This is a genomic window from Serinibacter arcticus (assembly GCF_003121705.1).
GTDB lineage: Bacteria > Actinomycetota > Actinomycetes > Actinomycetales > Beutenbergiaceae > Litorihabitans.
Window position 1 is genome coordinate 3359483 of the sequence record NZ_PYHR01000002.1, and the last position, 22826, is coordinate 3382308.

A 22826-nucleotide genomic window follows, 5' to 3' on the forward strand; every position below is an offset into this window, starting at 1 on the left:
CCGCGTTGCGCGCACGGATGGCCGCTTCGGCAGCCTCGAAGCGGCCATCAGCGCGCGGAACGTCGGGGTACGCCGGCGTCGGACAGCCGGCGGAGCAGCGCGGCCGGGTGCCGGAGGGTCTCGGCCGTGGCCTCGTGGACGGTCCAGCCCGCCTCGCGGAAGCGCTGGTGGCGCTCGACGTCGATCCGCCACGTCCTGGGGTCGGTGCGGTGGACGTCGCCGAGGTACTCGATCGAGAGCTTCAGCTCCGGGAAGCTGAGGTCGGGCCGTCCGAGGTACGCGCCGACGTCGTCGAGCATCGGGGCGTTGACCACCGGGCGGGGGAACCCCGCGTTCTCGATGATGCGCCGCAGGATCGTCTCCGGGACCGAGTCCGTCCCGGGGCAGACGTGGGCCAGCGCCGCCCTGGCGCGGGCGATCCCGTGACACGTCGGTGCTCCCTCGACGTGGGCCGCGAGCGACTCGAGGGTGGCGAGCGGATCGACCCGTCGGGTCAGGGCGTCCCCGACCATGACGAGCTCCTCGACGGTGAGGCTCTTGGCCAGGTGGAGGAACGTCGTCGCCCCGGTCGTGTACCGCAGGGTGCCCACCGTGTGGAACGAGCCGTAGGGCGGGACGATCCGGCACTGCACCCCCGGCCTCCGCACCCGTGCCGAGGCGCTCACGACGATCAGCTCCAGATCGTGCGCCGACCGGAACCGAGGCGGCAGATCCACCCCGAGGAGGCGCAGGGCGGTGAGCCGGCCGAAGACGTGACGCCGGTCCAGCAGCGGGGCGAGCGCGAGTGCCCGGCCCCGGGTGTCGTCCTCCTCGGGTCCCGGTCCGTCGACACGGGCGCCCACGAACGGGGACGAGAGCGACGGATGGCGCAGGCGTCGTCGGGACGCGCCCGCGGCGACCGCCGACGCCGTCGTGAAGCCTGCGGCGGCGAGGCCGGGCGGGAGGGGCTGGAGTGGTGTGGGCACGCCCCAGGAGTACCCGCGCCGCGTCACTCCGTGCGGCCCGCCACGGAGCACCTGGGGACAGCCGCCCATCCGGCCACCCTGGGGACAGCCCCCGCCGTCGCCGCCGCTGCGGCCGTCGCCGCCGCTGCGGCCGTCGCCGTCGCCGCTGGGCGTCCGTTGCGCGCACTCCTGGTCGGTTCAGCACCGCCGAAGCGGCTATCGGTGCGCGCAACGGGGGACGGCCGGGCCCCGGCCGGGGAAATGGGTGGACGGCGTTCCTAGCGTCGGGGGCATGACTGGCTCCTCCTGGCGGATCTCCCGTGTCGACCGGACGCGGGTCCTCGTCGTCCCCGACCTCGGTGCCGGCGGCGTCCCCGCCGCCGTCGACCGCGTTGCGCGCACCGGTGGTCGCTTCGGCGACGGTGAAGCGACCATCGGTGCACGCAACGGGCCGGGGGAGGCGGCCCCGGCACCGGCGGCGGCCACGGCACCGGCGGCCCCCGTCGGTGTCGGGCTGCGGCCCGGCGGCGTGCTGCCCGCCGTCGTCGGCGACGACGTGACCCCCGCCGTCGGCGACCGCCTCGTCACCGCGCCCGGGCACCGACCCGGCGACCCCGACCGGTTCCTCGTCGCTCCCCGCACCGGCGAGCTCCTGCGCGACACCGTCGACCGCACGTCGCGCTCGCAGGTGGTCGCGGCGAACGTCGACGTCGTGCTGGTCGTCGAGCCGCTCGACCCGTCGCCGTCGATCGGACGCGTGGAGCGCCTCGTGACCCTCGCCTGGCGGTCGGGGGCGAGCCCCGTCGTCGTCCTCACGAAGACCGACCTCGTCCACGACACCGCCCACTGGCTGGCCGACCTCGCGGCCGCCGCGCCCGGTGTTCCGGTCCGGGCGGTCTCCGCCACGACGGGCGACGGCGTGGCGGAGCTCCTGCGCCTCGTCGAGCCCGGCGCGACGCTGGTGGCGGTCGGGCGCTCCGGTGCCGGGAAGTCGACGCTGGTGAACGCGCTCGTCGGCGAGGACGTCATGGCGACGGGGGAGCGGCGCGGCGACGGCAAGGGCCGCCACACGACCACGCACCGCGAGCTGGTCGACCTCGCGCTGCCCGACGGCGGACGCGCCTGGCTCATCGACACCCCGGGACTGCGCGCCGTCGGACTCGTCGCGGACGAGGAGTCCGTCGAGGCGACCTTCGCGGAGGTCGCCGACCTCGCCGCCGGGTGCCGGTTCGGGGACTGCCGGCACGAGCGCGAGCCGGGCTGCGCCGTCGTCGCCGCCCTCGAGGAGGGGACGCTGTCCGAGCGTCGCTACGCCGCCTACCGCGCCCAGCTCCGCGAGGCGCACCACGCCGCGGTTCGGGCCGACGCCCGACTGGCCGCCGCCCAGCGCACGGACTGGAAGCGTCGGACGGTCGCCATGCGGGAGCATCATCGCGTCACGGGGAAGGGACGGCGCTGAGGCGCGGGTCCGGCGATGTCCGACCACGTCTGCGCAAGCGCCATACGGACATCGACGTCTTGACAAACCCACAGAAACGGGAGTAAACAAAGCAATGTCCACATGATCCCGGCTATGGATGAGGCAATGAGCGCAACGGAGCGTCCCCGCACGATCGTCACGGTGACCCTGAACCCCTCGGTCGACCGCACCGTGGAGATCGCGCTCCTCGAGCGCGGCCGCGTCACCCGGGCGACCGGCAGCGGGATCCACCCCGGCGGCAAGGGCGTCAACGTCACGCGTGCGCTGCTGGCCAACGGCCACGACTCCCTCGCGCTGCTCCCCGTCGGCGGCGCCGACGGCCGCCGCCTCGTCGAGCTCCTCGAGCACGACGCCGTGGCGCACGTCGCGGTCCCCGTCCAGGGCGAGACGCGCTCCAACATCACGATCGCCGAGCCCGACGGCACCACGACCAAGCTCAACGCCACCGGCGAGCGACTCCTGCCGGCCGAGCTCGACGCCGTCACGGCCCGCCTGCTCGAGGTCGCCTCCGCGGGCGACTGGGTCGTGCTGTGCGGCTCGCTCCCGCCGGGTGTCGACGACGACGTCTACGCCCGCGCGACGACCGCGCTGCGCGCCGCGGGCATGCACGTCGTCGTGGACACCTCCGGCCCGGCCCTCAACGCCGCGCTCCCCGCCGGCCCCGACCTCATCAAGCCGAACGCCGAGGAGCTCGCCGCCGCCGTCGGCCGCGAGGTCACGACGATCGGCGAGGCCGTCGAGGCCGCCTCCGAGCTGCGCGCCCAGGGGGTCGGCACGGTGGTCATCTCGCTCGGGGGCGCGGGGGCCGTGCTCGTCGACGGCGAGGGCGTCCTCGCCGGCACCTCCTACGCCCCCGAGGTCCGCTCCTCGGTCGGCGCGGGCGACTGCTTCCTCGCCGGCTACCTCAGCGCCCGGGACGGCGGCCGCGAGGTCGCGCTCCGCACGGCGCTCGCGTTCGGGGCCGCGGCCGTGCAGCTGCCCGGGTCGCAGGTGCCCACCCCCGAGGACGTCGACCTGTCCGCCGCCCGGCTCCTCTCGCCCGCGGAGCTCGAGCAGGCGCTCGGCAACCCGGTCGACTGACGCCGTGGTCGACCTCGCGAGCCTCCTCACCCCCGGGCGCACCGCGCTCGAGGTCGCCGTCGCGTCCCGCGCGGAGGCGATCGACGCCGTCGGCGCCCTGCTGGTGGCCGACGGCACCGCCCCGGCGAGCCACGTCGCGGCGATGCACGAGCGCGAGGCGAGGGTCTCCACCTACCTGGGCGCCGGCGTCGCCGTCCCGCACGCCACCCCGATCGCCGACCCCGCGGCCGCCGACCGCCCGGTCGACGACGGCGGCGCCCCGGGCGCGCTCGCGCTCGCGCGGTTCCCCGACGGCGTGGAGTGGGACGGCGAGACGGCGTACGTCGCGATCGCCGTCGTCGCCCGCCCCGCGAACCACACCGCGATCCTGGCCGCGATCGCGAGCCTCCTGCTGGACCCCGAGCGCGCCCGCGCGCTGGTCGGGGCCGGCACGACGGCGCAGGTCACGGCCGCCCTCACGACCTCATCAACCGTCCCCGGGACCCCGGGCGACGACGGGCAGGAACCGTCCGCGGCGGCCGGGGGTGATCGCCGCGGTTTGACCGGCCCCGACCGGTCGTCGTAAGAATCAGGTCGTCGGGCGATGATGCTCCTGCAGCGTCGCGTCGACGGCCGTCCCCCACACCAGGCCCCCCGGGGCAGAACCAGAACTGACGAAGGAGTCTTCACATGGCAGAGCGCACCGTGGTCGTGGCATCGGCGCAGGGTCTTCACGCCCGTCCGGCCAAGATCTTCACCCAGGCCGCCGCCGGCAAGGGCGCGACCATCGCCAAGGACGGCGGCACGCCGATCGACGCGGCCAGCATCCTTCGCGTCATGGCCCTCGGCGTCAAGAACGGCGAGAGCGTCACGATCACGGCCGACGACGAGGCCGTCGTCGCCGAGCTCGCGCAGCTCCTCGAGACGGACCTGGACGCCGAGTGACCGTCCTGATCGGTTCCGGCGTCGGCCGCGGTGCCGTCGTCGGCCCGGTCGCGCGCGCCTACCCCGCCCCGCCGACCCCGGTCGACGCGGCCGGGCCGGACAGCGAGGCCGGGCGGGCCGAGGCCGTCGAGCGGGTCGCGCAGGCGTACACCGCCGTCGCGGCCGCTCTGACGGAGCGAGCCGAGCAGGCCGCCGGGACGACGATGGGTGAGGTGCTCGAGGCCACGGCCGCGATGGCGACCGACCCCGAGCTGATCGGCGACGTGAAGGCCCGTGTCCTCCAGGGGCAGGAGCCGTCGTTCGCGGTGGACCACGCCACCAAGGAGTACATCGACCTCTTCACCGCGGCCGGGGCTACCTGGCCGAGCGCGTCACGGACCTGCGCTCGGTCCGCGACCGGGTGATCTCCCGCCTGACCGGTCTGCCCGAGCCCGGGGTGCCGGCGCTGGCGGAGCCGAGCATCGTCGTCGCCGAGGACCTGTCCCCGGCCGACACCGCGACGCTCGACCTGGAGAAGGTGCTCGCGATCATCATCGAGCAGGGCGGCCCGACGGGTCACACGGCGATCATCGCCGGGCAGCTCGGCATCCCGTGCATCGTGCGCGTCCAGGGGCGGCGGACCTCGTGAACGGCCAGATCGTCGGCGTCGACGCCGCGGTCGGGACGGTCACGCTCGATCCGGACGACTCCGTGCGCGAGAAGGCGCTCGCGCGCACCGAGGCCCTGCGGACGCTGGGCGAGGCACGGGGCGACGGTGCCACGAAGGACGGCCACGCCGTCCAGCTCCTCGCGAACATCGGCACGGCGGAGGATGCCGAACGGCTCACGGACGCCGCCGTCGAGGGCGTGGGGCTGTTCCGGACCGAGGTGCTGTTCCTCGGCCGGACCACGGCGCCGACGCGCGAGGAGCAGGCCGATGCCTACGAGCGGGCGCTGCGGGCGCTCGGCGGCCGCAAGGTCGTCGTCCGCACGCTCGACGCCGGGGCCGACAAGCCCCTGGCGTTCGTGACGCGCAACGACGAGGAGAACCCGGCGCTCGGGGTTCGCGGCTACCGCCTCGTGCGGACCGCCCCCGAGCTCATGGCCGATCAGCTCCACGCGCTCGCCGAGGCGCAGCGCCGGACCGGCATCGAGCCGTGGGTGATGGCCCCGATGATCGCCAGCATGGACGAGGCGGCGGAGTTCGTGGCGCTCGCCCGCGAGGTGGGGATCGCCAAGGTCGGTGTCATGGTCGAGGTGCCGGCCGCCGCGCTGCGCGCCAAGGACGTGTTCTCGGTGGCGGACTTCGTCTCCATCGGCACGAACGACCTCGCGCAGTACACGATGGCGGCCGACCGGCTGCTGGGCGGGCTCGTGGACCTCCTCGACCCGTGGCAGCCGGCGGTTCTCGAGCTCGTGGCCGCGGTGTCGTGGGCCTCGGGCGAGGCGTCCAAGCCGGCCGGGGTGTGCGGCGAGTCCGCGTCCGACCCGCTGATGGCGCTCGTCCTGGCCGGGCTCGGCATCTCCTCGCTGTCCATGTCGCCTGCAGCCGTGCCGGGGGTGCGCTTCGCGCTCTCGCGGCACACGCTCGCCGAGTGCGAGGCCATCGCGGGCGCGGCCCGCGGCGGCCGGACGGCGGCGGCGTCGCGCCAGGCCGCGCTCGACCTGTGCGACCCGCAGGTGCGCGAGGTGCTCGCGCTCGGCTGAGCGCGATCGGCTGAGCACGATCGGCTGGCAGCACGACGAGCAGCACGACGGCGCCGGTCGGGGACACGTTCCCCGACCGGCGCCGTCGTCGTCGCGGCCGCACGCCCGTATCCACATCTCCGACGCACGTCGCCGCACGTCCGCGCGCGAGAATGGACCCATGGCACGACGACGCATCGATCCCCTCGACGGCCAGGTCGCCGTCGAGCAGTGGTTGCGCGAGCGCGAGGCGACGGCGCGGTCCACCCTGCTGACCGCCGTCCGGTTCTCGCTGGAGGAGCTCGAGGCGCTGCACCCCGGGCACTCGGTCGAGGTCAGGGTCCCGCCGGCCGGCGCCGTCCAGGCCATCGGCGGGCCGCGGCACACGCGGGGCACGCCTCCGAACGTCGTCGAGTGCCGACCCCACACCTGGCTCGCGCTCGCGACGGGGGAGACCGGCTGGCTCGACGTGCTGCACCGTCCGATCGACGAGGGCGGCGTCCAGGCCTCCGGGACGCGGTCCGACCTCACCGAGTTCCTGCCCTACCTGCGGGGGCGGCGGGGCACACCGGGTGAGGGTGCGCGGGCCTCCGGAAGGTAGGTTGCTGGGGTGAACCAGCAGGAACGCGTGCCCGGGGACGAGGTCGCACCCGAGGCTGCGCCCGACGTCCCGACCGAGCCCGATGCCACCCCAGAGCCCGATGCGGCCAGCGAGCCCGGCCCCGAGCCCGACGCGGCGCCGAGGCCCGACGTCGTCGCGGAGGACGCCGCCGTCGCCGGCCTCGCCGACGCCACGCGGGTCCGCCGCGCCCCGCGCTTCGGGTCGTTCATCTTCGCCGCGATCATCCTGTCGGTCTTCCTCGCGGGCCTGTTCAGCTTCGTGCGCGACTCGACGCTGTCGCCCGCGGTCGTCGCAGCCCGAGCGCTCGACTCGTGGGGCATCTTCTGGCTCCTGCTGATCGCGATCAGCGCGTTCCTCGTGCTGTTCAGCTTCGGCCTCGCGGTCTGGCTGGACCGGCGCAGCGTGCGCAAGCAGCAGCGTGCCGCCGAGCGGACGGGGTCCCGCCGTGGGTAGGCGCGCGGTCCGCGCCGGCTCCGCGGCCGAGGCCGTCGCCGAGGGCCTCGCGACGCTGCGCACCGAGCTGGAGATCCCGACGTCGTACTCCGCCGAGGCGCTCGCGGAGGCCGAGGAGTCCGCCGCGCGCGGTCCCGTCGACGCCACACCCCGCCACGACGCCCGCGCGCTCGAGCTCGTCACCCTCGACCCGCCCGGTTCGATGGACCTCGACCAGGCCTTCCACCTCGCCTGCGTCGGCTCCGGCTACATCGTCCACTACGCGATCGCCGACGTCGCGGCGTTCGTCACCCCCGGTGGCGCCCTCGACGCCGAGACGCACGCCCGCGCCCTGACCTACTACGGCCCCGACGGCCGCTACGGCCTCCACCCCCCGGTGCTGTCGGAGGGGGCCGGCAGCCTGCTGCCCGACGTCGACCGCCCCGCCGCGCTGTGGCGCATCGGTCTCGACGCCGACGGCGCGATCACCGACATCGACGTCCGGCGGTCCTGGGTGCGCTCGCGCGCCAAGCTCACGTACGCCGGTGTCCAGGCCGACCTCGACGCCGGGACGGCGGACGAGATGCTGCACCTGCTGCCCGTCGTCGGCCAGCTGCGCGCCGACGCCCAGATCGAGCGCGGCGGGGCGACCCTCGACGTGCCCGACCAGGAGGTGCACTCCTCCGACGACGGCACCTACACGCTCGCGTACCGCGCCGGCCTGCCCAGCGAGGAGCACAACTCCCAGCTCTCGCTCCTGACCGGCATCGCGGCCGCGCGCCTGCACCGCGAGGCGGGCGCCGGGATCTGGCGCACGCTCGCGCCGGCGCGGGACAGCGACGTCGCCCGGTTGCGCCGCGTCGCCCACGGCCTCGGTCTCAGCTGGCCGCGCCGGATGTCCTACGGGATGTTCGCCGCCGACCTCGACTCGACGCAGCCGACGCACGCCGCGTTCGCCACGGAGGCCACCCGGCTGTTCCGCGGCGCCGGGTACGTCCCGTTCGGCACGACGGCGAGCCCGGCCGTCCCCACCGGTGCCACGCACAGCGCGATCGCCGCGGAGTACGCCCACGTCACGGCCCCGCTGCGCCGTCTCGTCGACCGGTACGCCACCGAGGTCGCGCTCGCGCACGTCGCGGGCACGGCCGTGCCCGAGTGGGTGCTCGCCGCCCTCGACGACCTGCCCGCCACGATGGCGGCCGGCTCGCAGCGGGCGAACGCGTACGAGAAGGGGAGCGTCGACCTCATCGAGGCCGTGCTGCTCGCGGGACGCGTGGGCGACGTGCTCGACGCCGTCGTCGTGGAGTCCTCGCCCTCCCGCGAGGCGGGCGGCGAGGGCCAGGCGCGGGCGACCGTGCTGGTCACCGAGCCGGCCGTGCGCTCCCGCATCGTCGGACCCGCGGAGGCGCTCGCGCTCGGGTCCAGCACCCGGGTGCGCGTGGTCGCGGCCGATCCCGGGGCGCGGACGGTGACGCTCGCCGTCGCGTGACGGCGTGACGGCCTGACGTTGTGACGGCCTGACGGCCCGACGAATATTCGCTCACGCCCGCGCGCCCCGCGGGTCTACCGTCGCCGCCATGACCACCACCACCACGGCCGCCACGGAGCTCCGCCCGCTCCACGTCCCGGAGAGCGCCGACGACGAGGACGCCGCCGACTTCCGCGCCATGGTCGACGTGCGCAACGCCACCTACCGCCTGGTCTCCGGCCACGACGACCACCGCATCTCCGCGGCCGAGCTGCTGCCGCACTACCGCCCCGACCCGCACGAGACCCGGTTGATGTGGCTCGTGCTGCACGAGGGCCGACCGGTCGGCCGGGTCGGCGTCGACCTGCCGCACGAGGGCGCCGCCGTCGTCGCCCACTTCCTGCTCGAGCTGCACCCGGACGTCTGGGGCCGCGGCATCGGGACCGAGGCGATGGCCCTGGTCGAGCGCACCGCGCGCGAGCACGGCCGCACCGTGCTGCAGACCTTCACCGAGCACCCCGAAGCTCCAGGCCCCCGGCTCGTCCCGCCCACCGGGTTCGGCAGCATCCCCGCCGAGAGCCGCAACGCGCGGTTCCTGGTGCGCTCGGGCTTCACGCTCGAGCAGATCGAGCGCAACAGCACGTTCGACCTCACCGGCGCCCTCGACGGCGTGGAGCGGCTGCTCGCCGAGGCCAGGGCGGCGTCGGGCGACTACCGCGTCGTGAGCTGGTTCGCGCCGGTGCCTGCCGAGCACGTCGAGGGCTACGCGTGGCTGAAGTCCCGGATGGCCACGGACGCCCCGGCGGCCGACCTGGAGGTCTACGAGGAGACGTGGGACGCCGAACGCGTCGCTGCGCACGACGCCCGCTACGTCGAGGCCGGCCGCACCATGCACGTCGTCGCGGCGCAGCACGTCGCCACGGGTGAGCTGTGCGCGTTCAACGAGCTGGTCATCGGCGTCGATCCGAGCGAGGCGAGCCACCAGGAGGACACGCTCGTGCTGCGCGAGCACCGCGGTCATCGGCTGGGCCTGCTCGTGAAGTGCGAGAACCTGCTGCGCTGGCGCGAGATCGCGCCGTCCTCGCCCCGCGTGATGACGTACAACGCCGAGGAGAACCGCCCGATGCTCTCGATCAACGAGGCGATCGGTTTCACCGCGATCGCGTACGAGGGCGCCTGGAAGAAGGTGCTCCCCCCGCTCCCGAACCCCTGACGCCCCGCCGTCGTGGATAGTCTGCCTCGATGGAGCAGCCCTGGCGCGACGTCCTCGAGGAGGCGCGGCGCTACCCGTCGCCGCACAACTCCCAGCCCATCAAGGTGCGCGTCACGGGGGAGCGCACGGCCGACGTCTTCTACGACCTGGACCTCGGCCTGCCCGCCGAGTCGTTCGGGATCCCGTTCGCCCACGTCTGCGCCGGCGCGTTCCTGCACTCGCTCGCGGTCGTGGCCGCCGGCCACGGCTGGTCGGTGGAGGAGGACCTGCGGCTGACCCCGATGGACTTCGACGGCGAGGACCGGCAGCACCTCGTCGGCTCGGTCCGGCTCGTGCCCCGGGAGAGCGACGGCGAGGCGCGCGCCGACCACGAGGCGTACCTCCGCCGTCGCACGTCTCGCCGTCCCTACGACGGCCGCGTGGTGCCCGCGGACGTGCTCGACGGCGTCGCGAGCCTCGCGCGCGAGGCCGGCCACGAGCTGGGGGTGACGGCCGACCCCGAGGACGTGCGCGACCTCGTGCGGATCAACCAGGCCACGCTGTTCGACGACCTGCGCAACGACGCCGTGCACACCGAGATCCTGCACTGGCTGCGGTTCTCGAAGGACGAGGCCGCCGAGAAGGCCGACGGGCTGTCCGCCGAGACGATGCTCATGCCCGGCGGGGTGCTGCGGTTCGCGATGAGCCACCGCGGGCTGTGGGAGGCACCGGTGATCGGCCGCCTGATCAAGTTCGTCTACCTGCGCACGATGCGCGGCGTGCCGCAGCTCGCCTGGCTCACCGGGCCGTTCGCGGACGAGCGCGACCACCTCGAGGCCGGCCGGACGTTCATGCGCGCGTGGCTGCACCTCGAGCGGAACGGTGTGGTGCTGCACCCCCTCGGCACCGTCATCACCAACCCGCGCTCGCACGCGGCGCTCGTGGAGCGGCTCGGGATCGACGAGACGGACGGGCGGATGACGTGGATGCTGGTCAGGCTCGGGTACTCCGAGCGGCCGCCCCTGGCGCACCGTCGCGACGTCGACAGCCTGGTGCTGCCGTGATCGGCTCGAACCGTGGTGCCAGCGTTGCCCGTCACACCCGCCCCGTCGAAGGAGACACCCCGTGAAGCGGATCCTGCTCTTCGCCTTCATCGCCGTCCAGGACGCCGTCGTGTGGGCGCTCGCGCGCCGCGTCAGCACGCACAAGATCCTGCTCGCCCCCGGCATCGAACCGCTCCGCTGGCGGCTCGGTCGGTGGCGCGCCGCGCGGACGTTCCAGCTCGCCGCGCGACGGGTGCCGGCCTACCGGGCGTTCCTCGCCGAGCACGGGGTGGGCGGCGTGCTCGACCTGACCGACGGCGTTGCGAAGGCCCTCGAGCGCGTGCCGGAGATGGACAAGGCGAGCTACATCAAGCGCTGGTCGGTGCCGCAGCGCTCGCTCGGCGGGCGGCTGCCGCGACGCGGCGTCGTCGTCGACGAGTCCTCGGGCAGCTCCGGCATCCCGACGAGCTGGGTCCGCGGACCGGACGAGCGTCTCGCCACCCGGATGCTGCTGCAGGTCGGCTTCTCGCGCACCGCGAAGGACCTGACCAAGCAGCCGTTCGTGCTGAACGCGTTCTCGCTCGGGGCGTGGGCCACCGGGATGAACGTCACGTCGTCGCTGACGGAGATCACGATGATCAAGTCGGTCGGCCCCGACCGCGAGAAGATCATCGCCACGATCACCGAGTTCGGGCCCGGCTTCACCTACATCATCATGGGCTACCCCCCGTTCCTGAAGGCGCTGTTCGACGACGACCGCATCGACTGGGCGAGCTACGACGTCGTCGCCGCCTTCGGTGGTGAGGGGATCAGCGAGGGGATGCGCGGGCGGATCCTCGAGCACACGCACCGCGTCTTCGGGTCCTACGGCGCCTCGGACCTCGAGATCAACATCGCGCTCGAGACCGACTTCACGATCGCGCTGCGGCAGGCGGTCGACGCCGACCCCGCCCTCGCGGCCGCGCTCACCAAGAAGGGTGAGTACGGCACGCTGCCGATGATCTTCCAGTTCAACCCCTACGACTACCTCATCGAGACCAACGAGCTCGGCGAGCTGCTGGTGACGATCACGCGCAAGCAGAACATCAACCCGCGCATCCGCTACAACATCCACGACCGCGGTCACGTGATGCGGCTGCGCGACCTTCGCCCGATCCTGCGGAGGACGGGCCACACCGACGTCGAGCGCGAGCGGTTCCTCGACCTGCCGCTGCTGTTCCTGTACGGGCGCTCCGACATGTCGATCGACTACAACGGGGCGGTGCTCGCGCCCGACACGCTGCGCGACGTCATCAACGCCGACGCCTCGCTCGCGGACGCCGTCGAGTCGCACCGGCTCATCGCGTTCGAGGACGCCGCCGGCGACCGGCAGCTCCACCTCGCGCTCCAGCTGGTCGCGGGGGCCGACGCCGGGGTGGAGCAGCTGGCCGCGTGGCGCGGGTCGATCCCCGATTCCCTGCGGGAGCTGAACGGCGACTTCCGCAACGCGATCCGCACGGCGCCGGCCCACACCTGGCCGACGATCGCGTTCTACGCCCACCGCACGGGGCCGTTCGTGGGCGACGGCGCGAAGCTCAAGAACGAGTACGTCTGGCAGCTGACGTCGGGGGAGCGGGACGCCCTCGAGCTCGACCTGGGTCACGTCGTCGAACCCTGACCCACCCCACCGGCGAGGGGCTTCTGTACCGCCGGCGAGGGGGTTGCGCACCGCCGGCGAGGGGTTTGTGGCCGCTCAGACCCCGCAGGTCGAACCGAGCGCGACCGCCACGAGCTGGTTGACCGGCGGGAAGACCGGGTCGGTGGCCGGGTCGAAGGTGCCACCCGTGTACGCCACGGTGACCACGCGTTCGCCGTCGGGGCTCCCCAGGGTGAGGCTGTTGTAGCCGAACCCGTTGCCGCGCTGTCCGTAGACCAGCGCCGGCGCGCCGCCGGGCGACGCGCTCGGGCACGCGTCGCCGCCCGCGAGCACGCCGAAGCCGTAGCCGTCGTCGCCGACGTCGTGCATCTGCTCCACCGTCGCCGGCTCGAGCAGCTCCCCACGGCCCAGCGCGGCGATCATCGCGCCGACGTCCCCGACGGTCGACACGAGCGCGGCGCCGTCCGACCAGAACCACGGCGGACCACCGGTGGTCTCGACGGGCTCGCCGTCGACGGCGAGGTAGCCGCGCAGCGCGTCGTCGGGCAGCGTCTCGTCGGTCGGGTAGCTCGTCGAGGTCATGCCGACGGGCTCGATCACCCGCTCGGCGAGCAGCTCGCGCATCGGCTGGCCCGTGACGGACTCGGCCAGGAGCCCGAGCACCGTGTAACCCACGTGCGAGTAGTGGAAGCCGCTGCCGGGCTCGGCCACCCACGGCTGCTGCTGCGAGAGCTCGACGAGATCCTGCGCGGTGCGCGGCTCACCGAGTCCGGTGAGGGCGGTGGTGACGTCGGGCGCGAGGACCTCGGTGTAGTTCGGCATGCCGCTGGAGTGCTCGAGCAGCTGTCGGACCGTCACGTCCGCAGGCGCTGCACGGAGCAGTCCGGGCAGGACCTCCTGGACGGTCGTGTCGAGCTCAAGCGAGCCCGCCTCGACGAGCTGGAGCACGACGACGGCCACCGCGGTCTTGCTGATGCTCGCGATCCGGACGGCGTCGTCCGGGCTCGCCTCGCGACCGGAGGTCAGATCGGCGGTGCCGCGGGCGGCGGAGGTGACGTCGTCGCCGTCGCGCACCTCGATCTGGACGGCGACGGCGCCCGCCTCGATCACGGCGTCGAGCGCCGCCTCGACCTCGGGCGCGAGCCCGGAGCCGGTCGGGGCGGAGGTCTCGCCGGGGGAGGACGACGACGCGGACGGCTCCTCCGCCGTCGGGGTCGCGTCGCCGGGCTCGCTGCCGGCAGCGCATCCGGCCAGCAGCGCGCCGGTCGTCAGGAGTGCCGCGAGGCGGCGGGTGCGGACGGGGGTCGTGGACATCGTCGGGCTCCCTCCGACGGGAGCGCCTCTCCCGTCGCCGTCCACGGTAGGACGGCGGGCAGACCGAGACCTCCGGCGGGTGGGGGACCCGACGCTCAGCCGTGTGGGGGAGTGCGCAAGGCCCTCGCCGGTGGTGCGGAAACCCCTCGCCGGTGGTGCTGAACCCCCTCGCCGGTGGTGCTGAACCCCCTCGCCGGTGGTGCTGAACCCCCTCGCCGGAGGGGGCGGCGTCAGGAGCTGATCGTCTTCTCGACCCACTCCAGGTAGTCGTCGTCGACGCGTCCGGCGATGTAGCGGCCGTCGAAGCAGCTCATCTCCAGGTCGGTCACCTCGGTCTGACCCGCGAGGATCGCCGCCTTCATGTCCTCGACCTCCTGGTAGACCAGGTAGTCGGCACCGAGCGCCGTGTTCGCCTCCGGGATCGACCGGCCGTGCGCGATGAGCTCGCTGCGGCTGGGCATGTTGATCCCGTAGACGTGCGGGTAGCGGACCGGGGGAGCGGCGGACGCGAACGTCACGCGCGCGGCGCCGGCCTGCCGGGCCATCTCGATGATCTGGCGCGACGTCGTGCCGCGCACGATCGAGTCGTCGACGATGAGGATCGACTTGCCCTTGAACTCCGAGCCCATCGCGTTGAGCTTCTGGCGCACGGACCGCTTGCGCTCCTGCTGCCCGGGCATGATGAACGTCCGGCCCACGTAGCGGTTCTTGTAGAACCCCTCGCGGTACTCCAGGCCGAGCCGGCGGGCCACCTGCATCGCGGCGGGGCGGGCCGAGTCCGGGATGGGCATCACGACGTCGATCGCCCCGCTGGGCGTGTACCGCGCCACCGTGGTGGCCAGGTGGTCACCGAGGCGCAGGCGGGCGTCGTAGACGGAGATGCCGTTCATCGTGGAGTCGGGCCGCGCGAGGTAGACGTACTCGAACGCGCACGGGATGAGCCGGGGGTTCGGGTGGCACTGGCGCGAGGTCATCTCGCCGCCCATCGTGATGAAGACCGCCTCGCCGGGGGCGACCTCGCGGAACACCTCGTAGCCGTGCGACTCGGGCACGAGCGACTCCGAGGCGACGATCCAGTCGTCGCCGGTCAGCGTCGTCTCACGACGGCCGAGCGTCAGCGGACGGATGCCGTGCGGGTCGCGGAAGGCCAGGAGCCCGTAGCCGGCGATCATCGCGATGACCGCGTACGAGCCCTCGATGCGCTCGTGCACGCGCTCGACGGCCGTGAAGATCTGGTCGGTGTCGAGCTGGTTGCCGCTCATCACCTGCTGCAGCTCCGTGGCCAGCACGTTGAGCAGCAGCTCGGTGTCGGAGTGCGTGTTCATGTGGCGGCGGTCGACGCCGAACAGGTCGTCGCGCAGCTCACGCGTGTTCGTGAGGTTGCCGTTGTGGACCAGCATGATCCCGTAGGGCGCGTTCACGTAGAACGGCTGCGACTCCTCCTCGCTGGAGGCCTTGCCCTGCGTCGCGTACCGCACGTGGCCGAGGCCCATCGTGCCGAGCAGGCGGCGCATGTCGCGGGTGCGGTAGGCCTCGCGGACCTGCCCCTTGGCCTTGACCTGGTGGAAGACGCTGCCCTCCGCCGTCGCGATGCCGGTGGAGTCCTGGCCGCGGTGCTGCAGCAGGGACAGGCTGTCGTAGATGAGTTGGGAGACCGGCTCGTTCGAGACGGCTCCCACGATGCCGCACATGGAAGCGCTGCTCCAGGGGGTGGGGGATCGTGTCGAGCGATTCTCCCACGCCGCGTGACGCGGTGCCGACCGGGTCCGTGACGCGGTCACCGGTGAGGATCGCTCGGCGGTTCACGGCGTGCACGCTCGGGCCGCGCAGGCTCAGGTGCGACGGCCGAACTTCTTGTGCGCGGCCTGGCGGCTGATCCCGAGCATCGACGAGATTGCCGCCCACGAGTAGCCCTGGGCGCGGGCGCGCCGGACGGCGACCTCCTCGCGACGTTCGAGTGCGGCGCGTTCGGCGGTGATCGCGCGCAGCTCGCCCATCGGGCCGGGCTCCGGTTCGAGGGCGTCGACGGCGGTGCGGGTCACGGGGGCCTCCTCGGATGCGTGAGCGCAGGTTGACAGTCAATCAAGGTTGACGCCCTGGGTTGCGCTTGTCAACCAGGATTGACGGCGGCGTCGTCGGAGCGTGGCGACCCCGGGCTTCGGGCGCGCGACGCCGCGGGGGCGCGCCCGAACCGCAGGCTCGGCCCGCTGCCCCCACCGGTGCGTGGACGCCCGGGCCGTCCGCGCGCCGTCGCGGTAGGTTGGCGGGGTGAGCGATCTCTACAGCCAGGCCGGAGTCGACGTCGAGGCGGGGGACCGCGCCGTCGAGCTGATGAAGGCGGCGGTGGCCCGCACGCAGGGCGCGCAGGTGCTCGGAGGCGTCGGCGGGTTCGCCGGCCTCTGGGACGCCTCGGACCTCCTGACCTACCGCAAGCCCCTGCTGGCCACCTCGACCGACGGCGTCGGCACGAAGGTCGCGCTCGCGCAGCGGCTCGACAAGCACGACACCATCGGCATCGACCTCGTCGGCATGGTCGTCGACGACATCGTCGTCACCGGTGCGACGCCGCTGTTCATGACCGACTACATCGCGTGCGGCCGCGTCGTCCCCGAGCGGATCGCGGCCATCGTGGCCGGCATCGCGCGCGGTTGCGAGGAGACCGGCACGGCGCTGGTCGGCGGCGAGACCGCCGAGCACCCCGGCCTGCTCGACCCCGACGAGTACGACGTCGCGGGCGCCGCCACCGGCGTCGTCGAGGCCGACCGCGTGCTCGGTCCCGACCGGGTGCGCGACGGCGACGTCCTCCTCGCGCTCGCCTCCTCCGGCCTGCACGCCAACGGCTACTCGCTCGTGCGCCACGTCCTCGCCACCACCCGCTGGGACCTCGGCGAGCACCACGCCGACCTCGGCCGGACCCTCGGCGAGGAGCTGCTCGAGCCGACCCGGCTGTACACGCGGCCCTGCCTCGACCTCACCGACAACGTCACCGTCCACGCCTACACGCACGTCACCGGCGGCGGCCTCGCCTCGAACCTCGCGCGCGTCCTGCCCCCGGGCCTGGTGGCCGACGTCGCCCGCGAGTCCTGGGTGGTCCCGCCCGTCTTCCAGCTGCTCGCCCGCGGCGCCGGCAGCGACATGGCGGCGCTCGAGGGCACGCTGAACCTCGGCGTCGGGATGGTTGCGGTGCTCCCGGCCTCGGAGGTGCAGGCGGCGACGGCGCGGCTCGCCCTCGCGGGTGTCGCGGCCTGGGAGCTGGGCACGGTCCGGGTGGAGACGCCCGACGACGTCACGCACCACGCGCTCGTCAGCGGCACCAAGGGCGTCCGCGGCGGTGCCGTGCTGATGCACGGGGAGTACCGCACGTCCTGACGGCCGGGCGGCGGGCCGGACCGCCGTCGTCCGCCCATCCGCCACTACCGGCCCCCACTCGCAGCCACGCCCACCCCTCACGGGTGCTGCGGTGGTTGCGGATGGGTCCTACCCATCCGCAACCACCGCAGCAGCGGTGTGTGGATGGGTGGGCGGTTCCGGGGGCCTCGACCGGTCGGGTCCGTGCCCGGGTACCGGGTACGACGACACCGCCGGTCACGGACGTGAACGGCGGGTGCGTCGTGCCTGCCTCAGGTCGAGGTGGGGCGAGCGTACTGCTCGGTCGTGAGACCGAGGAGGGTCAACGACCCGGAGCGGGTTCCCACTCGTCGTCGTCGCCCTCGTCGTCGTCGGTGTCGACGGCGCTGGTCCCGAGCAGGGGGCCCGGTCCGTGGACGAGCTCCTTCTCGAGGGCTCGGTAATCGGTCTCCGGGCTGTAGTACTTCAGCTGCCGGGCGACCTTGGTCTGCTTCGCCTTTTGACGGCCGCGTCCCATGGACTCGACCCCCTTCACCTGGGTGCCGGGTCGACATCGTCGTGACGTAGTCGAACCGGTGAGTGTATGTATGCCGGGGTCGACTTTACATGCCGCGCGGGGCCTTCACCAACGAGGCCACCCCGCGACGGCCCCGATGGTGCTCGCTGGGCGAGACGCTACTTCTTGCGGGCCGAGATGGCGATGATCGCGGCGAGCGCCGCGACGGCGCCTCCGACGATCGCGAGGGCGCGCGGTTCGCGCTTCTTCACGTCGTCCACGAACGCGGCCGCGACCTCCTGGACCTCGCCCGCCTTCACCTTCGCGACCTCGGTCACCTCGCCGGCGACGTCGGTCGCGCGCTGCTTGGCGGCCTCGACGTGCGCCCGGGGGTCGACGCGGTCGGCCAGCTCGTCGACCGTGCGACCGAGCTCGGCGCGACGGCGCTCGTTGTCGGCCTGGATCTCGGCGACGGAGCGCTTGCGCGGGGAGTCCTCGGACTCCTCCACGGGGATGGTCGGGCCGGCGGGCGGCTCGTACCCGGCGTCGTGCACGACGGCGTCGGTGCTGGGGCGCGGCGTCTCGCTCATGAGGTGAATCCGTCCTTCACGATCTCGATGTCCTGCTTGAGGTGCGTCACGGGGTCGGGCTTGACCTCTTTCGCCTTGTCCAGCGACTTCTTGCCGACGAACGCCAGCAGCCCGGCGAGCAGCAGCAGCGCGACGCCGACGATGACGGCGGCGAGCCAGGGAGCCACCACGTTCGCCAGTCCGAGGACCGCGGCGGAGATGAGGACGCCGAGCGCGAAGAAGGCGAACAGGCCGGCCCCGACGAACAGGCCGATGCCCATCCCCATGGACTTGCCCTTCTCGGCCACCTGGGCCTTGAGCAGCTCGACCTCGCCCTTGACCAGCTCGGTGAGCTGCTGCGTCAGGCTGGCGATGAGCTCGCCGAGGGTGGGCTGCAGCGGGGAGCCGCTCGCCATGGTTCCTCCTGTGGTCGTGGGACACGGGGACACGCCGGACGGGCCGGCGCGTCGTGCTTCCTCCCATTGTTCCCCCTCGGGGGCCGATCCGCTGCAGACGGATCGGCCGCCCGCCGCCGTGTCGGTGGGAGGTGGCACACTCGGCGCCATGCCGGCACTGCTGCTCCTGGACGCCGCGTCCATGTACTTCCGTTCCTTCTACGGGGTCAAGGGCGACGTCTCCGCGCCCGACGGCTCACCCGTCGGGGCCGTCCGCGGCTTCCTGGACGCCGTCGCCACGCTCGTCGGCAACCGGACGCCGTCGCACGTCGTCGCCTGCTGGGACGACGACTGGCGCCCCGCGTTCCGGGTCGCGGCGATCCCGTCGTACAAGGCGCACCGCGTCGCGTCCGGCGCCCCCGGCGCGGCGGGCGCGGAGGAGGTCCCCGACGCGCTCGTGCCGCAGGTGGGCGTCATCGCGGAGGTGCTGGCCGCCGTCGGGATCGCCCGCGTGGGCGCACCCGGCTGCGAGGCCGACGACGTCATCGGCACGCTCGCCACGCGCGCGGTGGCCGGCGAGATCGCCGGGATCGACGCCGTCGAGATCGTCACGGGGGACCGCGACCTGTTCCAGCTCGTCGACGAGCCGGCCACGACGCCGGGCGGTGTGCCCGTCCGGGTCCTCTACACGGGGCGCGGCATGCGCAACCTCGAGACCCTCGACACCGCGCGGCTGACGGAGAAGTACTCCGTCGCGGACGGGCAGGCCTACGCCGACATGGCCGCGCTGCGCGGCGACCCCTCCGACGGGCTGCCCGGCGTGGCCGGGGTGGGGGAGAAGACGGCCGCCGGACTGCTTCACACCTACGGTTCGCTCGCGGCCGTCGTCGCCGCGGCCCAGGATCCGCAGGAGCGCCGGCTCTCGCCGTCGGTCCGGGGCAAGATCCTCGCGGCGCTGGACTACCTCGCCGTGGCGCCCACCGTGGTCCACGTGCTGCGCGACGCCGAGCTCCCTGCGCACGACCCGGTGCTGCCGGCCGAGCCGCGCGACCCCGAGACGCTCGAGGCGCTGGCGGAGCGGTGGGGGCTCGGCTCGTCCGTCGACCGCCTCGTGGCGGCGCTGGCCGCGGCCGGCCGAGGGTAGCGTTGCGACGTGCTCAGAACAGGACGCGGCGTCGCCCACGCCAAGGTGATCCTGTTCGGTGAGCACGCCGTCGTGCACGGGGAGCCCGCGATCGCGCTCCCGATCGACGCCCTCGGCGTCCACGCGACCGCCGCCCACGTCCCCGGCGACCTCACGGTGCGCAGCAGCCTGTACACCGGCCCCCTCGCGGACGCGCCGGACCTGATGAGCGCCCCCCGCGCCGTCGTGCACGCCACGCTCGACCGCCTCGGGCTCCCGCACCGCGACATCGCGATCACGGTGATCGGCGACGTCCCGCACGCGCGCGGGCTCGGCTCGAGCGCCGCCGTCGCCGGCGCCCTCGTGCGGGCCCTGGCCGACCACGCCGGGCAGCCGCTCGACGAGGCCACCTACCTCGAGCTCGTCGACGTCGGGGAGAAGGTCGCGCACGGCACGCCGTCGGGCCTGGACGCGCGCGCCACCGCGGCGTCGCAGCCCGTGTGGTTCGAGGCCGGGGTCGCCCGCCGGCTCGCGACGCGGATGACGGCGGTGCTCGTCGTCGCCGACTCCGGTCACGCCGGCCGCACCCGGCACGCGGTCGGCAGCGTCGCCTCCTTCCTCGAGCGCCACCCCGTCCGCGGCGCCGCGCTCATCGCGGGTCTCGGCGCGCTCGCGCACGGCGCCGCGCTCGACCTCGCTGCCGACCGCCCGTCCCAGGTCGGCGAGAAGATGACGACGGCGCAGGGCATGCTCCGCGAGCTCGGCGTCTCGAGCCCCGAGCTGGACGTGCTGGTGGACGCCGCGATGGCCGCCGGCGCGCTCGGCGCCAAGCTCACCGGGGGCGGCCAGGGCGGCTGCGTCATCGCCCTCGTGCGTGACGTGGCGGAGGCCGACGCCGTCGGGACGGCGCTGCGGGCCGCGGGCGCCGTCGCTGTCTGGCACCACCCGATCGGACCCGACACGGAGGACTCGTGACCACCGCCACCGCCACCGCCACCGCGCACGCCAACATCGCCCTGGTGAAGTACTGGGGCAAGCGCGACGCCGAGCGGATGCTGCCCGCGACGTCGTCCTTGTCCCTCACGCTCGACGCGTTCCTCACGACGACGACCGTGACGCTGGCGGAGGGAGGGACCGCGCCCGGCTCGGAGCACACCGCGACGCTCGACGGCGGCGCGCTCACGGGCGGTCAGCTCGCCAAGGTGCAGCGCTTCCTCGACCTCGTGCGCGGCCTCGACGGTGTCGAGCCCTCGCTCGCCGCCCGTCCGGCGCACGTGACCTCGCTCAACACCGTGCCGACCGGCGCCGGGCTGGCCAGCTCCGCGTCCGGCTTCGCCGCCCTCGCGGGCGCCGCCGCCGCGGCCTACGGGCTCGACCTCGCCCCGCGCGACCTCTCGCGCCTGGCCCGCCGCGGCTCCGGCTCGGCGTCGCGCTCGATCTTCGGCGACTTCGTCGTCTGGCACGCCGGAGACCTGGCCGACCCCGAGCGCGGCGATCTCACCTCCTACGCCGAGCCCGTCCCGGCCGCGGCCGACCTCGACGTGGCGATGGCCGTCGTCGTGCTGAACGCCGGCCCGAAGAGCATCGGCAGCCGCGAGGCGATGGCGCGCACGGTCGCCACGTCGCCGTACTTCCCCGCCTGGGTCGAGCACACCGAGGCCGACGTGGCCGAGGCGGAGGCGGCGATCGCCGCCGGCGACCTGGAGCGGCTCGGCGATCTCGCCGAGGCCAGCGCCATGCGGATGCACGCGACGATGCTCGCCGCGCGCCCCGCCGTCCGCTACCTCGCGCCCGCCTCGCTCGAGGTGCTCGACGCCGTCGCCGCCCTCCGCGCCGCCGGAACCGGGGCCTGGGCGACCATGGACGCCGGGCCGAACGTCAAGGTGCTGTGCGCCCGCGCCGACCTGGAGACGGTGACGGCGGTGCTGGCCGACGGCGGCCGTCGCCGCGTGCTGCCGGCGCTGCCTGGACCCGGGATGGTCGTCGAGCGGCAGGCTCGTCCGTGAGGCCGCGCCCGTGAGGCCGCCGCCGTTCGCGCCGAACCCCGCGTGGGACGGCGTGGGCACGACCGCGCTCGCACCCGGCAAGCTCTTCGTGGCGGGCGAGTACGGCGTCGTGGAGGCCGGCCAGCCGGCGGTGCTGATCGCCGTCGACCGCCGCCTCTCGGTGACGCTGCGCGACGCCGACGCCCCGCAGGAGCTCCCCGGCCACGGCTGGTCCTACCTCGCGGCGACGCGCGACGTGCTGACCGAGCTCGCGCGTGAGCGCGGTCTGCGGGAGCGCCCGTTCCGCGTCCGGACGCTCAGCGACCTCGAGGACGCCGACCTCGACGGCCACGGCCCCCGCAAGTACGGCCTCGGCTCGTCCGCCGCGGTGACGGCGGGCGCCGTCGTCGCGCTCGAGAGCTGGTACGGCCTGGCGCTGACCCCCGACGAGCGGCTCAAGGCCGCGCTGCTCGCCACCTGGCGGGTCAACGCCCGCGCGTCCGGCGCGGACGTCGCGACGGCACTGATCGGGGGCTGGGTCGACGTCGGCAGCCCGGACCGCGATGCCGTCGGCGCGCTGCTCGACGGCGCTCGCGGGTCGGTCGCCGCCGTCCTCGCGCAGCCGTGGCCGGGCCTGCACGCCGCCGCGCTGCCGACGCCGAGCTTCCGCGTGCTGGTGGGCTGGTCGGGGCGTCCGGCGTCCACGACGTCGCTCGTCGCGGCGGTGCGCGGGCAGGGCGGGTTGCCGCCGTGGTTCGTCGAGCGCTCGAGCGCGTGCGTCGCGGCCCTGCGCGCCGCCGTCGTGGCGGACGACGCCGCGGCCGCGAGCGACGCCGTCGCCGCCACGCGCGCGAACCTGCTCGAGCTGAGCGCCGCCGTCGGCGTCCCGCTGGAGACGCCCGCGCTCGCGACGCTGGTGGAGGTGGCGCGTGAGCACGGACTGGTGGCCAAGTCCTCGGGCGCCGGGGGTGGCGACTGCGGCATCGCGCTCGCCCCGGCGGGAACCGACGAGGCTGCCCTGCACGCGGCGTGGGAGCGCGCCGGGGTGCAGCCGCTGCCGGTCGAGCTGGGCCCGGGCGCCGCGATCGCGCCGCGGTGACGGACAATCGA

Annotated in this window: 22 protein-coding genes and 1 pseudogene; 16 read left to right on the plus strand and 7 right to left on the minus strand. The window is 74.3% G+C overall.

The genetic code is table 11. From position 1 onward, the window contains the following. Positions 1 to 47: 47 nt before the first annotated feature. Complete coding sequence (locus C8046_RS14945) at positions 48 to 965, minus strand: hypothetical protein (protein WP_146197179.1); 918 nt, start codon at positions 963 to 965, stop codon at positions 48 to 50. Positions 966 to 1236: 271 nt separating this feature from the next. Here C8046_RS14945 and rsgA point away from each other — a divergent pair, with 271 nt between their 5' ends. The 11 genes and pseudogenes from rsgA (at position 1237) to C8046_RS15000 (ending at position 12507) form a co-directional block, all read left to right on the plus strand. Beyond that, positions 1237 to 2403, plus strand: a complete 1167-nt coding sequence (rsgA, locus tag C8046_RS14950) for a ribosome small subunit-dependent GTPase A (protein ID WP_109230129.1) — start codon at positions 1237 to 1239, stop codon at positions 2401 to 2403. A 126-nt stretch (positions 2404 to 2529) separates the two neighbouring features. Continuing rightward, on the plus strand, positions 2530 to 3504 hold the full coding sequence (gene pfkB / locus C8046_RS14955) for a 1-phosphofructokinase (protein WP_109230130.1): 975 nt from the start codon (positions 2530 to 2532) through the stop codon (positions 3502 to 3504). A 4-nt stretch (positions 3505 to 3508) separates the two neighbouring features. Beyond that, the gene (locus C8046_RS14960) at positions 3509 to 4069 is read left to right on the plus strand and encodes a PTS sugar transporter subunit IIA (RefSeq protein WP_109230131.1); all 561 of its coding nucleotides are present in this window, start codon (positions 3509 to 3511) and stop codon (positions 4067 to 4069) included. Between the two features lie 104 nt (positions 4070 to 4173). After that, positions 4174 to 4428 (plus strand): HPr family phosphocarrier protein, encoded by a 255-nt coding sequence (locus C8046_RS14965; RefSeq protein ID WP_109230132.1) that lies wholly within the window; start codon positions 4174 to 4176, stop codon positions 4426 to 4428. Next, positions 4425 to 6114 (plus strand): annotated as a pseudogene (gene ptsP / locus C8046_RS20255) (phosphoenolpyruvate--protein phosphotransferase). The gene C8046_RS14965 and the pseudogene ptsP overlap by 4 nt, the downstream one beginning before the upstream one ends. A 160-nt stretch (positions 6115 to 6274) precedes the next feature. Beyond that, entirely contained in the window at positions 6275 to 6694 is a 420-nt protein-coding gene (locus tag C8046_RS14975; RefSeq protein ID WP_109230133.1) for a sterol carrier family protein, read from the plus strand. A gap of 9 nt (positions 6695 to 6703) precedes the next feature. Next, positions 6704 to 7168 (plus strand): hypothetical protein, encoded by a 465-nt coding sequence (locus tag C8046_RS14980; RefSeq protein ID WP_109230134.1) that lies wholly within the window; start codon positions 6704 to 6706, stop codon positions 7166 to 7168. Continuing rightward, positions 7161 to 8636, plus strand: a complete 1476-nt coding sequence (locus C8046_RS14985; protein WP_109230969.1) for an RNB domain-containing ribonuclease — start codon at positions 7161 to 7163, stop codon at positions 8634 to 8636. Before C8046_RS14980 ends, C8046_RS14985 begins: the two co-directional genes overlap by 8 nt. 88 nt (positions 8637 to 8724) lie before the next feature. Next, positions 8725 to 9828 carry a GNAT family N-acetyltransferase gene (locus tag C8046_RS14990; RefSeq protein ID WP_109230135.1) on the plus strand — a complete coding sequence of 368 codons (1104 nt, stop codon included), beginning with the start codon at positions 8725 to 8727 and terminating at the stop codon, positions 9826 to 9828. A gap of 29 nt (positions 9829 to 9857) precedes the next feature. After that, positions 9858 to 10871, plus strand: coding sequence for a hypothetical protein (locus tag C8046_RS14995; RefSeq protein WP_109230136.1), 1014 nt, complete (start codon positions 9858 to 9860; stop codon positions 10869 to 10871). Positions 10872 to 10932: 61 nt separating this feature from the next. Beyond that, entirely contained in the window at positions 10933 to 12507 is a 1575-nt protein-coding gene (locus C8046_RS15000; RefSeq protein ID WP_109230137.1) for a phenylacetate--CoA ligase family protein, read from the plus strand. A 75-nt stretch (positions 12508 to 12582) separates the two neighbouring features. On the opposite strand, the gene C8046_RS15005 is transcribed toward C8046_RS15000, so the two are convergent. The 3 genes from C8046_RS15005 to C8046_RS15015 form a co-directional block, all read right to left on the minus strand. Then, positions 12583 to 13800 (minus strand): serine hydrolase domain-containing protein, encoded by a 1218-nt coding sequence (locus tag C8046_RS15005; protein ID WP_109230138.1) that lies wholly within the window; start codon positions 13798 to 13800, stop codon positions 12583 to 12585. Positions 13801 to 14030: 230 nt separating this feature from the next. Continuing rightward, on the minus strand, positions 14031 to 15491 hold the full coding sequence (purF, locus tag C8046_RS15010; RefSeq protein WP_109230139.1) for an amidophosphoribosyltransferase: 1461 nt from the start codon (positions 15489 to 15491) through the stop codon (positions 14031 to 14033). 141 nt (positions 15492 to 15632) lie between these two features. Next, entirely contained in the window at positions 15633 to 15842 is a 210-nt protein-coding gene (locus C8046_RS15015; RefSeq protein ID WP_419183562.1) for an AsnC family protein, read from the minus strand. 226 nt (positions 15843 to 16068) lie between these two features. Between C8046_RS15015 and purM the strand changes: the two genes are divergently transcribed. Further along, positions 16069 to 17169 (plus strand): phosphoribosylformylglycinamidine cyclo-ligase, encoded by a 1101-nt coding sequence (purM, locus tag C8046_RS15020; protein WP_109230140.1) that lies wholly within the window; start codon positions 16069 to 16071, stop codon positions 17167 to 17169. A gap of 301 nt (positions 17170 to 17470) precedes the next feature. Here purM and C8046_RS15025 read toward each other — a convergent pair whose 3' ends face one another. The 3 genes from C8046_RS15025 to C8046_RS15035 form a co-directional block, all read right to left on the minus strand. After that, a complete protein-coding gene (locus tag C8046_RS15025) occupies positions 17471 to 17665 on the minus strand; it encodes a DUF3073 domain-containing protein (protein WP_109230971.1) in 195 nt (64 codons plus the stop codon). A 158-nt stretch (positions 17666 to 17823) separates the two neighbouring features. Then, the gene (locus C8046_RS15030; RefSeq protein WP_109230141.1) at positions 17824 to 18234 is read right to left on the minus strand and encodes a DUF3618 domain-containing protein; all 411 of its coding nucleotides are present in this window, start codon (positions 18232 to 18234) and stop codon (positions 17824 to 17826) included. Continuing rightward, positions 18231 to 18629, minus strand: a complete 399-nt coding sequence (locus tag C8046_RS15035) for a phage holin family protein (protein WP_109230142.1) — start codon at positions 18627 to 18629, stop codon at positions 18231 to 18233. The genes C8046_RS15030 and C8046_RS15035 overlap by 4 nt, the downstream gene beginning before the upstream one ends. 148 nt (positions 18630 to 18777) lie before the next feature. Between C8046_RS15035 and C8046_RS15040 the strand changes: the two genes are divergently transcribed. From C8046_RS15040 to C8046_RS15055, 4 genes are read left to right on the plus strand one after another with little or no spacing between them, the layout of a single operon-like run. Further along, positions 18778 to 19752 (plus strand): 5'-3' exonuclease, encoded by a 975-nt coding sequence (locus tag C8046_RS15040; protein WP_109230143.1) that lies wholly within the window; start codon positions 18778 to 18780, stop codon positions 19750 to 19752. Positions 19753 to 19761: 9 nt separating this feature from the next. Next, on the plus strand, positions 19762 to 20706 hold the full coding sequence (gene mvk, locus C8046_RS15045; RefSeq protein WP_109230144.1) for a mevalonate kinase: 945 nt from the start codon (positions 19762 to 19764) through the stop codon (positions 20704 to 20706). After that, complete coding sequence (gene mvaD / locus C8046_RS15050) at positions 20703 to 21737, plus strand: diphosphomevalonate decarboxylase (RefSeq protein ID WP_109230145.1); 1035 nt, start codon at positions 20703 to 20705, stop codon at positions 21735 to 21737. Before mvk ends, mvaD begins: the two co-directional genes overlap by 4 nt. Positions 21738 to 21747: 10 nt before the next feature. Then, positions 21748 to 22815, plus strand: coding sequence for a phosphomevalonate kinase (locus C8046_RS15055; RefSeq protein WP_158277233.1), 1068 nt, complete (start codon positions 21748 to 21750; stop codon positions 22813 to 22815). Positions 22816 to 22826: the final 11 nt, after the last annotated feature.